This is a genomic window from Methanobrevibacter sp. (assembly GCF_017431965.1).
GTDB lineage: Archaea > Methanobacteriota > Methanobacteria > Methanobacteriales > Methanobacteriaceae > Methanocatella.
The window spans coordinates 29,849-43,964 of record NZ_JAFRKB010000027.1 but is presented as its reverse complement, the minus strand read 5'-3'; the positions used below and the strand labels follow the sequence as shown (position 1 = coordinate 43,964).

General features: G+C 34.3%; 4 protein-coding genes and 1 CRISPR repeat array. All 4 genes read left to right on the top strand.

What is annotated here, in order from left to right:
* Window positions 1–372 precede the first annotated feature (372 nt).
* Window positions 373–845: direct repeats of the CRISPR family, unit length 26 nt; unit sequence TGTGAATTGTACTTTTATTAATAATT.
* A 32-nt stretch (window positions 846–877) separates the two neighbouring features.
* The 4 genes from IJI93_RS03005 to IJI93_RS02990 all read left to right on the top strand — a co-directional run bounded on the left by IJI93_RS03005 (window position 878) and on the right by IJI93_RS02990 (window position 14,070).
* Complete coding sequence (locus IJI93_RS03005; protein ID WP_292819728.1) at window positions 878–11,761, top strand: Ig-like domain repeat protein; 10,884 nt, start codon at window positions 878–880, stop codon at window positions 11,759–11,761.
* A 482-nt stretch (window positions 11,762–12,243) separates the two neighbouring features.
* Window positions 12,244–12,480, top strand: coding sequence for a helix-turn-helix transcriptional regulator (locus IJI93_RS03000; protein WP_366513274.1), 237 nt, complete (start codon window positions 12,244–12,246; stop codon window positions 12,478–12,480).
* A 12-nt stretch (window positions 12,481–12,492) separates the two neighbouring features.
* The gene (locus IJI93_RS02995; RefSeq protein ID WP_292819722.1) at window positions 12,493–13,224 is read left to right on the top strand and encodes a DUF4013 domain-containing protein; all 732 of its coding nucleotides are present in this window, start codon (window positions 12,493–12,495) and stop codon (window positions 13,222–13,224) included.
* 9 nt (window positions 13,225–13,233) lie between these two features.
* Window positions 13,234–14,070, top strand: a complete 837-nt coding sequence (locus IJI93_RS02990) for a DUF4013 domain-containing protein (RefSeq protein WP_292819719.1) — start codon at window positions 13,234–13,236, stop codon at window positions 14,068–14,070.
* The last annotated feature ends 46 nt before the right edge of the window (window positions 14,071–14,116 follow it).

The window sequence follows — 14,116 nt, the reverse complement described above, 5'->3', positions numbered from 1 at the left end:
AAATCAAGATGGTAATATAACAAGTGAAATTGATAATGATTTAACTTCAATCATTGATGATGATGTTTTAAATGCAAATCCAAAAACATTCACTGACTTGAATAATCTTATTAATGGCAATACTAAAACTCATATTTATTTAAATTGTAATTATACTTATAATCCAGATACTGATTCTGATTTAGGAAGTATTGGCATTAATCGTGCCGTGACTATTCATGGTAATGGTTATACAATTGATGGAGCGAATGCTACCAGTATTTTTATGGTTTATTATGGTGTTTCTGATAGTAATGTTGTTTTTAGGAATATTGTTTTTATGAATGGTAACTCTCCATATAGAGGTGGCGGTGCTGTATTTGGTGGTTCTTTTGTGAATTGTACTTTTATTAATAATTATGCTAGCAAGAATGGAGGAGCTATTTATTCGGAAGGTAAGAGTTCTAATGTTGTGAATTGTACTTTTATTAATAATTATGCAGCAGGAGATGGGGGAGCTATTTCTTCAAAAGATGGAAGCGCTAATGTTGTGAATTGTACTTTTATTAGTAATTCTGCTGAATATTGGGGAGGTGCTATGTATGAGGGTTCTGCTGTGAATTGTACTTTTATTAATAATTCTGCCGATACTGGCGGTGCTATGTATGAGGGTTCTGCTGTGAATTGTACTTTTATTAATAATTATGCGGATTGGGCAGGTGGTGCTATGCGTGTTTCTAGTTCTAGTCCTGTTGTGAATTGTACTTTTATTAATAATTCTGCAAAAAATGGTGGGGCTCTGTTTGATTATGATTCTGATAATAATTATAGTTCTATTGCTGTGAATTGTAGTTTTACGGGCAATTCTGCCAAAGATGATGGTGGTGCATTATGCCGTGTGTCTGCTTCTAATTGTGTTTTCCAAGATAACCATGCAGATTTTAATGGTGGTGCTATGTTTGGTGATATGATTGCTGCAGATTATTGTGTGTTCATTAATAATAGTGCTACTAATGGTGGAGCAACATATCAGGTCACTAATAATTACTGTACTTTTAATGAGAATACTGCATTAGAAAATGGGGGAGCAGTTTATGGTCATGCTTCTTTTAACTCTAATTTCACAAAAAATCATGCTAATGATGGCGGTGCTATGTATGATGGTTCTGCTGTGAATTGTAGTTTTGTTAGTAATTCTGCGAAAAATGGTGGTGCGATGAGTAAAGGTAGAGCCACTGGTTGTATATTTTATTATAATAATGCAACAGCTTATGGTGGTGCAGTATATAATGCTAAAGTATCTACAAGTTCCAAATTTAAAAATAATTACGCCCCTCATGGAAAAGACACATATAATGTAACTTGGTTTGATACTATTAAAACATTCACTGATTTAAATGAGTTAATAAACAACAATGATGATAAAAATATCTATTTGAATTATGATTATGCTTTTGATGTAACTACAGATTCTAGTTTTAAAGAGGGTATTGTAATTAGTCGTGATATGACTATCCATGGTAATGGCCATACAATTGATGGAGCCTATTCTGCCCGTATTTTATTTGCTTCTAGTGGTAATGTAATTTTAAGAGATATTGTTTTTGTAAATGGGAACGCTCAAAGTGATGGTGGTGCGGTTTGTGTTTCTAATTCTAGTTCAATTGCTGTGAATTGTAGTTTTATGGGCAATACTGCAAGGAAAGGTGGTGCAATTTATGGTGGTTCTGCTGTAAATTGTAGTTTTGTTAATAATTATGGTTTCTGGTGGGCTGGTGCCATTTATGGTGGTTCTGCTGTGAATTGTAGTTTTGTTAGTAATTCTGCAAGGCTTTATGGTGGTGCCATTTATGGTGGTTCTGTTGTGAATTGTAGTTTTGTTAATAATTCTGCTGCGAGTGGTGGTGCAATGTATGAATCTGGTTCTGCTGTGAATTGTAGTTTTGTTAATAATTCTGCTAATGATGGTGGTGCTCTTGTTGGTGTTTCTGCTGTGAATTGTAGTTTTGTTGGTAATTCTGCAAGAAATGGTGGCGCCATGGTTGACGGTTCTGCTTTTAATTGTAGTTTTGTTGGTAATTCTGCAGACCGTGATGGTGGTGCTATGGATGGTGCTTCTGCTTTTAATTGTAGTTTTGTTGGTAATTCTGCAGGACATTATGGTGGTGCTATGTATGATTATGATTCTAGTTCTGATTCTAATATCACGGCTGTAAATTGTACTTTTATTAATAATACTGCTGCACTTGGTGGAGCGATGTATAGTGAAGCGGCCTATGATGATAGGGATGATGCAAATTACTGTGTGTTTATTAATAATAGTGCTACTAATGGTGGAGCAACATATCAGATCAGAACTTATTGCTGTACTTTTAGTGATAATGTTGCATCAGAAAATGGTGGAGCAATGTACGGCGGCATTTCCGTCAATTCCAATTTCACAAAAAATCACGCTAATAATGGGGGTGGTGCGGTTTGTGAGGTTTTAGTAGCTAACTGTTTATTTGAATATAATTCTGCAGAAAATGGTGGTGCAATGAGTAAAGGTAAAGCCACTAACTGTACATTTTATTATAATAATGCAACTGCTTATGGTGCGGCAATATATAGTGCTAAAGTATCCATTAATTCTAAATTTAAAAAGAATTACATCCCTAATGGAAAAAACACATATAATGTAACTTGGTTTGATAATGAATTGATCAAATCGTTCTGGGATTTAAATGAACTAATAAACGACAATAATGATGAGGATGTCTATTTGAATGATGATTATGCATTTGATTTAAGTACAGATTATAGTTTTAAATATGGTATTCGTATTAGCCGTGTTGTGACAATTCATGGTAATGGTTTTACTATTGATGGTGATAATACTGCGGGTATTTTTAATGCTAATAATAAAGTTGCTTTTATGGATATTGTTTTTGTGAATGGTAAAAATCGATATGGTGGTGCAATTAATGGAGGATCTGCTTTGAATTGTACTTTTATTAATAATTCTGCTACTGATGGTGGTGCTGTATATGATTTTGTGAGTGTTATCAATTGTATTTTCATCAGTAATTCTGCATACGATGGTGGTGCAATTTGTTCATATGAGGACTTTAATGTTTTGAATTGCAGTTTTGTTAATAATTCTGCAGGAAGTGGTGGTGCTATCACTGGGTATTGGCAGAAATCTAGGTCTGTTGTGAATTGTATTTTTATTAATAATTCTGCAAGTGATTCTGGTGGTGCTATGGATTATGGTGGTGATGCTGTGAACTGTACTTTCATTAATAATTCTGCTGAGTGGGGTGGTGCTATGTTTGGTGATTCTGCTAGTAATTGTATTTTTATTAATAACTCTGCAATGAATGGGGGTGCTGTAGAAGGTGGTGATTCTGCTTTTAATTGTACTTTCATTAATAATTCTGCTTCTAATGTATGTGGTGCTTTTGAGGGCGATTCTGCTGTTTATTGTACTTTCATTAATAATTCGGCTCGTTATGGTGGTGCTATGTATTATGGTGATTCTGCTGTGAATTGTATTTTTATTAATAATTCTGCTGAGTGGGGTGGTGCTATTGATAGTATTAATTCTATTTTGAATTGTGTTTTTATTAATAATTCTGCAAGTACCGCGGGTGCTGTTTATGGTGGTTCTGCTGTAAATTCTAGTTTTATTAATAATTCTGCAGAGAGTGGTGGTGCAATGAAATATGGTCACGCTAATAATTGTACTTTTATTAATAATTCTGCTAGGAATGGGGGTGCTATATATGATTCCAGTTCTAGGTCTAGTTATATTGCTGTGAATTCTATTTTCATTGACAATTCTGCAATTGATTCAGGTGGTGCTATCTATCATTCCCGTTATGACTATAGTTCTATTGTAAATTGTAGTTTTGTTAACAATTCTGCTTATTCTGGTGGGGCTATGTATGGCTCTAGTTACAAGTCTAATTCTGTTGTGAATTCTAGTTTCACTGAAAATTCAGCGAGTTATAGTGGTGGTGCTGCAGTTCATGGTTCTTTTAGTAATTGTATTTTTACAAGAAATTCAGCATACAGAGGTGGGGCAATTTCAAATTTTATGAACTTTATCATTGAATGTACTTTCGTTGAAAATTCTGCTAACGTTGGAGGTGCTGTAGATTCTGTAATCAGTGGCACTATTAGGAATTGTAATTTCACTGGAAACTCAGCATTATGGGAAGCAGGTGCAGTCTATGGTGTCAATTGTGTGAATTGTAATTTCACGGAAAACTATGCGGATTACGGTGGTGCAATGAAAGAGGGTTCAGCTAAAAATTGCATTTTCACAGGAAATTACGCAATTTTTGGTGGTGCATCATATGCCAGTACTTCTATTGATTGTAGTTTCACTGAAAACTATGCTGATTATGGCGGAGCAATATATGATGGAATTAGCACTGAAAATTGCAGTTTCATTGAAAACTTTGCTGATTTCGGCGGTGCAATATATGGTATTGATGATACTGCAAATGAATGCAGGTTTATAAATAACACTGCCAGAAATGGTGGTGCCACATACCAGGTTAAAGCTAAAGATAGTTACTTCAAGGATAATGAAGCAACAGAAAACGGTGGAGCAATGTATGGCGAATCCGCAACCAACTGCATTTTCAAAGACAATAAAGCAGGAGGTCATGGAAACGATACATACAATACCATAATTCCAGACTCTTTATATGATAACAATATTATTTACTTTGATGCATCCGCCCAACAGGACGGAGACGGATCTGAAAACAATCCATACAAATATTTATACCCTAGCAGGATCACTCCTGGAGTCACTGCTTACTTTGCAAAGGGAACATATGATTTAAACACTACCTGTATAATTGACGGAGCAAAATTAATAGGTAAAACTTCTGATGCTGTTATTAACTCTAGAGTGTCCAATCAGTATGATTTTATAATCAAGGAAAACTCATATCTGGAGTTAAATAACCTACAATTGAATAATATAAATATTCTCAATCATGCTACATTACTTGCAAAGGATTCCTATTTTGAAGGTAATGATGTATTTGATTTGAAAAATCTTCCAAAAATCGAATCAGGTTCCGGCCTATTTGACAGCTCTTATGGTGGAGTGATTGTTTGTGATGCTCCAAACAATGTTAGATCTACCTTAATTTTAGACGGATGTTGGTTTGATGAGGTCTATGATGCTTTCAACGGAGGGGTTATTGCTGCTATAAATTCAGATATTTCCATTTCAAATACTGTGTTTATGTATTATTCCGCTACTTACAAAGGTGGTGCAATATATTCTGTTAACTCTAATTTAAATATCCATGATTCTCAATTTACTCCATTTACCATTTCCAGTGTTGGGGATTCCAATGTAGGCAGGTATGATGATTATACTTCTTATTATGGCGGTTCAATCTATTGTGAAAATTGTGATATTTATATGCACCAATCTAATTTTAACGGTTCAGTATCTTTCAGTTTTGGAGGATGCATCGCTTCATTAAATTCATATATCTCTATTGAAGAAAGCAATTTTGACAATTCTTTATCTTTAACCGATGGTGGCGGGGCTGTTTATAATTCAAAAGGTAAATTAAGCATTTTCAATTCAATTTTTGATGGCAATGATGCTGAATTTGGTGGTGCCATCTGTAATATAAATTCAATCTTAGATTCATATAACTCCAATTATAGTGATAATTTCGCAAACTATTATGGAGGAGTAATCTATGATATTTATGGCACTCTAAACTTTTTCAAAAATAGGTTCAATCTAAGTCACGCTTTAATCGGAGGGGCCATATATACCAGGATTACAAATAATATTAGTTTATATTCCAATGATTTTGGTGATTCTTTTGCTCAAGAAGGAGCAGTAATATTTTTCGATGGAAAGAAAGAAAGTTTGGGTTCTTATTTTAATTCATTTGGTAATAATTATCATCTTTTTGCTGAGTTTAAGGCAACTTTAGATGATGAGAATTATTACTTAATAAGTAATCCTTTGTATTATCAACTGTCTTCTGAAGAGAATCCGAAGTTGTATTTGCCATACCCTATTTTTGAGGTGGATGATGGTTTGGTCAGTATTGTGATTTATGATAATGATGATGCTTCAAATATTTCTTCAATTGCTACTGGTAATGTGATTCGTAACGTTTCTGCTAAAGTTAGCTTTAGTGAGGAGTTTGACAATCCTGTCTTGAATCTTTATTTGTTGGAAGATTTCAACAGTGGAGTATTTTTTGATAGAAAAGATGACACTAATGTATATTCCGGTTCAAGAGAAAGTCTCTTTGATGGGTATAATATCATTAAAACTTATAGTATAGATTTGTCTGATAACAATCTTATAGAATCCTATGCAGTAGACTTTAGTATCAAATCCGATAACCTTTATGAGGATAATTCCTTCTCGCCGGTTACATTAATCAATGATTCATCTTCCAACTCCTCTGATGTCAGGACATTGCCGGCATATTACGATTCTAATGATTATGGTTTTGTTAGTTCTGTTAAGGATCAAAAGAATGGTGGTAACTGTTGGGCTTTTGCTGGTCTTGCAACTCTAGAAACATGTATTAAAAAGGCAACAGGAGTCACTTATGACTTTTCAGAAGAAAACGCTAAAAACCTGATGGCTGCGTACTCCGTTTATGGTATAAAAATCGAAACCAACTTTGGTGGATATGACTCCATGATGATGAGTTATCTGACAAGCTGGCTGGGTCCGATTGACGAGTCTACAGAAAGCTATGATGATTATTCAACAATATCCGTTCTGGAAAATCCGATGTTCCATATTCAAAACATTAAGTTTCTGCCAGCCCGTTCAGACAGCAGCGACAATGACTTGTACAAAATTGCAATTATGGATTATGGTGCTGTTTCAGTAATCTTTAAATGGGGCAAGGATTATCACGCAGTTTCCCTTGTGGGATGGGATGATGATTACGTTGGATATGACTCCATAGGCAATAAGGCAAATGGTGCCTGGATATTTAAAAACAGTTTTGGTGAAGATTGGGAAAACAACGGTTTCGGATATCTGTCCTATAATCAGAAAATATCAGAACAGATTGATCCGGGCATGCATGCCTACACTTTCGTTTTCAGTGATGCAAATCCTTATGCTAAAGTCTATCAGTATGATTTTGCAGGCGTAAGTCAGTTTTACCATTATCCTGGTTCAATCTATTTCAAAAATACATTTGTAGCTGAAGATGATAGTCTATTGTCTGCGTTTTCAACTTATTTTGATACACAAACAGATTATACCGTAAGTGTTTATGTTAATGACGAGTTTGTTTTCGCTCAAAACGGAACTTCCGCTGCAGGATATTATACAATTAGGTTCAATAACTTCATACAGCTAAATAAGGATGATAAATTCAGCATTGCAGTTCATAATCACAATGCTAAAGGTTACAGTTGCATTCCTCTTTGTTATGCTGAGGAAATTACCAAAAAGACATTTAATGATAATGTTTCTTTTGTAAGTTTGGATGGTGAAACATGGTATGATTTGCATGATTATGTTGACAGTTGCCATGTGGCCTGTATAAAAGCTTTCACTCAAAACATCAATCCAAAAAGAATAAGGATTAGCACAAATGATGTTAAAACAATTAATACTAAGAATTTCAATATTAAAGTCAGTTTTGATGATTTCGAGGATATAAGTTCCATCAATTATTGTTTGTTGAAGTTCATTGTTGACGATAAAACTTATTATGCTCAAATTAAAAATGGTGTGGCTTGTCTAAACCTTAATTTGGATGACGGAATCCACACTTTATCTGCACAGTATAAGGATAATTTATACGAATCCAATATTGTTAAATTAAATTTCATTGTTGATGCCACTAAGGAGTCATATTCATTTAATGCTATCCAAGATATTGTTAACAGTGCGCCAGACAAATCCGTAATCTCCTTGAACCATGATTATGTTTATGATGAGTATGTGGATGATGGTGATTATGGTGTCCGTATTGATAAGCAGTTAACCATTAACGGTAACGGACATGTTCTTGATGGATTGAACAAGGCCACAGCTTTATATATCTCTTCCAATAATGTCGTTTTAAATGATATTGTATTTGTCAATACCTCTTCCGTCAATGGTGGTGGAATATATATTGCCGGACGCAATGTCACTTTAAACAACTGTATCTTTATCAATTCTTCAGCAACCCAATCTGGAGGAGCAATCTATTCATTATTCGATATAAACTTAAACAATTGTAAGTTTATCAATGATTCCGCTAATATGGGTGGAGGATTATATTTGATGAGTACTGAAACTAGCCATATTGAAAATTCCTGCTTTGAAAATAACTCTGCTGATGTACATGGGGCAGCAATTTATATGGTCGGTGCTGGAAATGTTTTGGTTTCATCTACTAATTTCACTGATAATGCGGCGAATTATAATGGCGGTGCAGTATTTTCCAGTGTTTCATCCAATTATTTCACTGACTGTAATTTCGTAGATAATTGCGCCAACTCCGGCGGTGCAGTATTTTCCAATGCTCGGGTAAATGAATTTATTAATTGTAATTTTGTAAATAATTCTGCAAATGAGTCCGGTGGAGCTTTAAATGTCCATAATAAAGTCAATGTGCATGATTCACATTTCATCAACAATTCAGTCACAGGAAAAGAGTCTCCTGATGGCAGTGGTTTAGGTGGCGGTGCAATTATTTCATATAATGAGTTGAACATTTACAATTCCGATTTCATCGATAATCATGCTGTAACTTCCGGTGGAGCTCTTTATATTACCAAATATCTAAATGTTTACGGATCCAACTTTATCAATAATTCTGCTTCCAAGTCTGGCGGAGCCGTTTATACTACTCCGCTGCAGATGATAAAAGAGGATTCTTCAGAAACAGAGATGGCCGTTACAAAATTCGCTGAGTCAAACTATTATGATTCTACATTCATGGGCAATCATGCTGAAACTGGTGGAGCTATTTATAATCCGAATTTAGTGGAAAACTGTACATTTATGGATAATGTTGCTAGTAAGTATGGCGGTGCTATTGAGAATGATGGAATTATGGATGTTTACGATTCCAGTTTTATTAATAATTCCGCTATTTATGGTGGTGCTATTGACAATGAAGGAAATATAAGTGTCTATTCATCTTATTTCGCTAAAAATTCTGCTGATAAAGGTGGTGCGGGCATCTATTCCGGTGGAGAATGTAATGTAGCTGAATCTGACTTTGTTGATAATTCCGCTATTTATGGTGGTGCTATCTATTTACAAACTGATGGTGTTATTGAAAACTCTAGTTTTGCTGATAATTCGGCGGATAGTGGTGGTGCTATCTATTCAAAATCTGAATGCGTTATAGCAAATACAAGTTTTGATAATAATTCCGCTAATTATGGCGGTGCAATCAATAATTTTGGAAATTTAAGTGTTTATTCTTGTGATTTTACTAATAATTCTGCTGATAGGTCCGGTGCGGGCATCTATTCCGGTGGAGAATGTTATGTAGCTGAATCTGATTTTGCTGATAATTCTGCTAATTGGGGTGGAGCTATCTATCTACAAACTGAGGGTGTTATAGAAGACTCTAGTTTTATCAATAATTCCGCTTCTAGTGATGGTGGTGCTATTTATTCAAAATCTGAATGCATTGTAGAAAATTCAAGTTTCACTGATAATTCTGCTAATTGGGGTGGTGCTATTGATAATGAGGGAGATATGAGAATTTATTCTTGTGACTTTACTGGTAATTGTGCTGATAAGTCTGGAGGAGGCATTTATTCATCTGAATCATGTTATGTTGTTGATTCTGATTTTGTTGATAATTCTGCTCTATCCGGTGCTGCTATTATTAGTTTTGGAAATCTAAGTGTTAATTCTTGTGACTTTACTAGTAATTGTGCTGATAATTATGGTGGAGGCATTTATTCCGGTGGAGAATGTTATGTTGTTTTGTCTGATTTTGCTGATAATTCTGCTAATTATGGTGGTGCTATCTATATGCAAAATGATGGCCTTATAGAAAACTCTAGTTTTATCAGCAATTCCGCTGGTAGTTATGGCGGTGCTATTTGTTATGGTTATGCTGATTGGTGTTACTTCCAGGATAATGTTGCAGGTTTAGATGGAGATGATGTCTATAATACTGAGATTCTTACCCTTTTAAGTGTTTCTGATTTCACATCTTATTATAATTCCGGTGATAAGTTGATGGTTAATTTAACCAATTCAAAAGGAATCCCAATTGCAAATGTCAATGCTTCAATTAGCGTTTATAAAAATGATGATCTAGTAGGAACTTATTATTGTTTGAGCGGTGACGGATGGGTTGTGGATTTAGAGGACGGTGAGTATGTTGCTGTTGTAAATGTAAATCCAGCTTATCTTATTGATCCTGCTTATTCAAATATCCTCATCGCTAAATTAAAAACAGATATTGCCGCTGAAGATGTCATTGTTGGATATGGCAGTGATGCTACATTGGTTGCTACTTTAACCAGTGAGGCTTCAGGTCAGCCTATCAAGAGCGCTAATGTTAAATTTACAGTTGATGGCCAAAAATACAGTGTTAAAACTGATTCTGATGGTCAGGCTATGTTGACCATTTCTGGTTTAGCTTCTGGCACTTATCCAGTTGTTGTTTCTTATGGTGGTAATAGCAAGTATAGTTCATCTTCTAAAACCCTGAATATTGTTGTAAATAAGATAGCAACCGGTATTTCAGTGGATTATGATAATCCGGCTAAGGAATTGACTGCTACTTTAATTAACAGTGAAACAGGTCAGGCTATTAAGAGCGCTAATGTAAGATTTGAGATTGATGGTCAGAAATATAGTGTTAAAACTGATTCTGATGGTCAGGCTAAGTTGAACATTTCCGATTTAGATTTTGGCACTTATGAAGTTGTTGTTTCTTATGGTGGTAATAGCAAGTATGTTTCATCTTCTATAACTGAAAATATTGTTGTAAGTAAAATAGCAACTGGTATTTCAGTGTATTATGATAATCCTGCTAAGGAATTGACTGCTACTTTAATTAACAGTGAAACAGGTCAGGCTATTAGGAGTGCTAATGTAAGATTTGAGGTTGATGGCCAGAAATATAGTGTTAAAACTGATTCTGCCGGTCAGGCTAAGTTGACCATTTCCAACCTGGCTTTAGGTGCTTATCCTGTTACTGTTTCTTATGATGGTAATAGCAAGTATAATTCATCTTCTATAACTGCGAATATTGTTGTAAGTAAAATAACAACCAGTATTTCACTCTATTATGATAATTCCACCAAAGAATTGGTTGCTACTTTAATTAACAGTGAAACAGGTCAGGCCATTAAAGGCGCTAATGTTGTATTCAATTATAATGGTGTGAAAACATCTATAAAGACTGATAAGCAAGGCCAAGCAAGATTATTAATCGGTGATGCGGATCCTAACATTCAAAGTGCAAGCATTTCATATGGAGGAAACAGCAAATACCTCAAATCCACAGCATCAATAAAAATTATTGAAGGAAAAATAGCAACTAGACTTTCCAATACCTATGACAATGAAACCCAAGAGGCAGTAGCTACATTAATCAACCACGAAACCGGCCAGCTCATTAAAGGAGCAACAGTAGTATTTAACATAAACGGTGTAAAAACTGCTTTAAAAACAGATAAATTGGGTCAAGTCAGATTGTCAGTTGCCGATTTGGATTTGGTTGTAAACTCCATAAGCAGTTCATATGGTGGAAACTTTAAATATTGCGGAACAACCGCAAATATAAATATCGTTAAAATCTAAAAAGGAGAATTTCACTCTCTCCTTTAACTTTTTTTTTTAAAAATTTTTTCCAAACAGAATTATATTTTTCAAGAGGAAATTGGGTTGATGTTTTGGTTCATTTTTGAATTCTGTCTGGAAATTGTTGTGTAACATGAAAATCTGTTATAGAAATGTTACATATGTTAAAGATGTTTTACTTAATATATAAATATTTCGCTTTTAATTTTATAATATAAAAAGCATTCATAAGCAATATTTTTTTATTTAAACTATAATTAATTAATTAAATTTTAATCTAATTTTAAATTAATTTATATAATAAAAATAAACTATTAATAATTATTTATTATTGAATTTAAGTAAAATTATTTATTTTATTAAAAACCATAAAGTTTAAATACTATGTAATATAACATTAACATAAGTAATTAGTTTTTAACATAATTACTTTGGTACTTAAATACTTTTGCATAAAAGATAACGTTATTATGTGGGATACTATGAGAACCATGATTAAATATTTAAGACAAGAGCTCAAGATGAGCCAGAAAGAACTTGGGGATAAAGTTGGCGTTACCCGTCAAACCATTAATGCGCTGGAAAATGGTAGATATAACCCATCTTTATTTTTAGCTTATGAGATAACCCAAGTCTTTAACAAAATGATGTTCAAAGGTGATCGGGAAAAGTATTTCATTATGGAAGAAATCTTCATCTTTGACGATGATTACTATTAGGAGTTTGAAAAAATGATTTTAGACATATACAAAGATTCATTGGAATATTCAGCAAAAGACTGGAAGACATTAGTGATATTGGGTGTAATCTGTTTGTTCAGTTTTTTATTGCTTCCAGCTTTTTTAATTACAGGATATAATTACAGAGTCATCAATACAGCCGTTCATGGGGTAATCAACGGAAGGGATCCTTTGCCTGGCTTTGAAGATTTGATAGACATGTTTGTAGATGGGGTCAAAGTGGTAATAGTTCAAATAGCCTACGTGCTTGTCCCTGTAATCGTGTTTTTGATATTTGCAATTGTTGCAGGACAACTGACAGGCATCTTGTCATCCGCATTAATGATTGTCGGATGTTTGATAACATTTGCCCTTTTTGTAGTGGCATGCCTGATGGACCAAATGGGAATATGTCACATGGCATATAACGAGGGGGCATTCTCAAAAGCATTTGCGATAAAGGAAATCAAGGAAGTAATTGACGAAATCGGATGGTTCAATTGCATTGCAACATACTTGGGATTAATCATAATTACCTTAGTCATATCACTTGTTGTAACTGCAATCGTTTATGGAATATTTACAGTATTTGGAGTTTCAGGTGCAGTTTTAGGTGTTGACCCAAGCGGAATATTCATTTTGGGAGCGCTGATAAATTCAGCAATAACCCTGTTCATCGTCGGGCCATACTTAAGCATATTCAATTCAAGATCCATCGGATTGTTATATTCAATGCAGATATAAAGTGATTTCATGGCAAGCATAACAGATTGTGTTGTTGAAGGGTTGAAATATCCTTTCAACGACATCAAAAAACTTTTAGGATGCGGCGTTCTGTTTGCATTGATGAGTGCGATATCCGTATTCATCGGTGCCAAGTCATTTGATATTTTCAGAACAACCATACATATAGTTGAAAATACTACAGGGTCCCTGTCACAGGTTCCGTTTTCACAACTGCCTGCAGGCGACATTTATCTTGTAGCCGGTTTGGCTATTATCGGATTTATTATATCTCTGTTCATATTCGGATATCAATACAATATAGTAAAATTCTCAATTGATAAAAAAGAAGACCTTCCGGGCTTTAGCGATATATTGGGAATGTTTATCAAAGGAATAAAATATTTCATTGTAACAGTTGCCTACAATATTATTCCAATGCTTGTATTGATAGGCGCAATAGTGCTGGTTGGCGATTCATCAATGCTGATGGTCATTTTCCTAGTCTCAGCGGTACTGTTCATAATTGCATATTTCCTCCTGGTCATGGCATTAAACAACATGATTGCATATGATAGCATTAAAAAGGCATTTGACCTAAGGGAAATCATTGATAACATTGCTAATCTTGGATGGGGCAAATATATTGGAATAATCCTCTTTACAATTATAGTATACATGATTATCATGGTTGCGGTAAGCTTCATATTAAGCCTCATAACCGGAGTATTCATAGCAGTTGTATCAAACCAGGCTTTCATCATATCAATTTTCATTGCAATAATTGAAGGATTATTCGTTGACTCCTATGGAACATTATTCTTCAACAGGGTATGCGGATCAATATACAGGGAATCAATTAAATAGTTAGGATGTTTTCAAAACATCTACTTTTCTTTTTTTAAGTTATTAT

Coding starts and splice junctions, on each gene's coding strand:
- IJI93_RS03000 (WP_366513274.1), top strand. CDS start 12,244: ATGAGAACCATGATTAAATATTTAAGACAAGAGCTCAAGATGAGCCAG.
- IJI93_RS02995 (WP_292819722.1), top strand. CDS start 12,493: ATGATTTTAGACATATACAAAGATTCATTGGAATATTCAGCAAAAGAC.
- IJI93_RS02990 (WP_292819719.1), top strand. CDS start 13,234: ATGGCAAGCATAACAGATTGTGTTGTTGAAGGGTTGAAATATCCTTTC.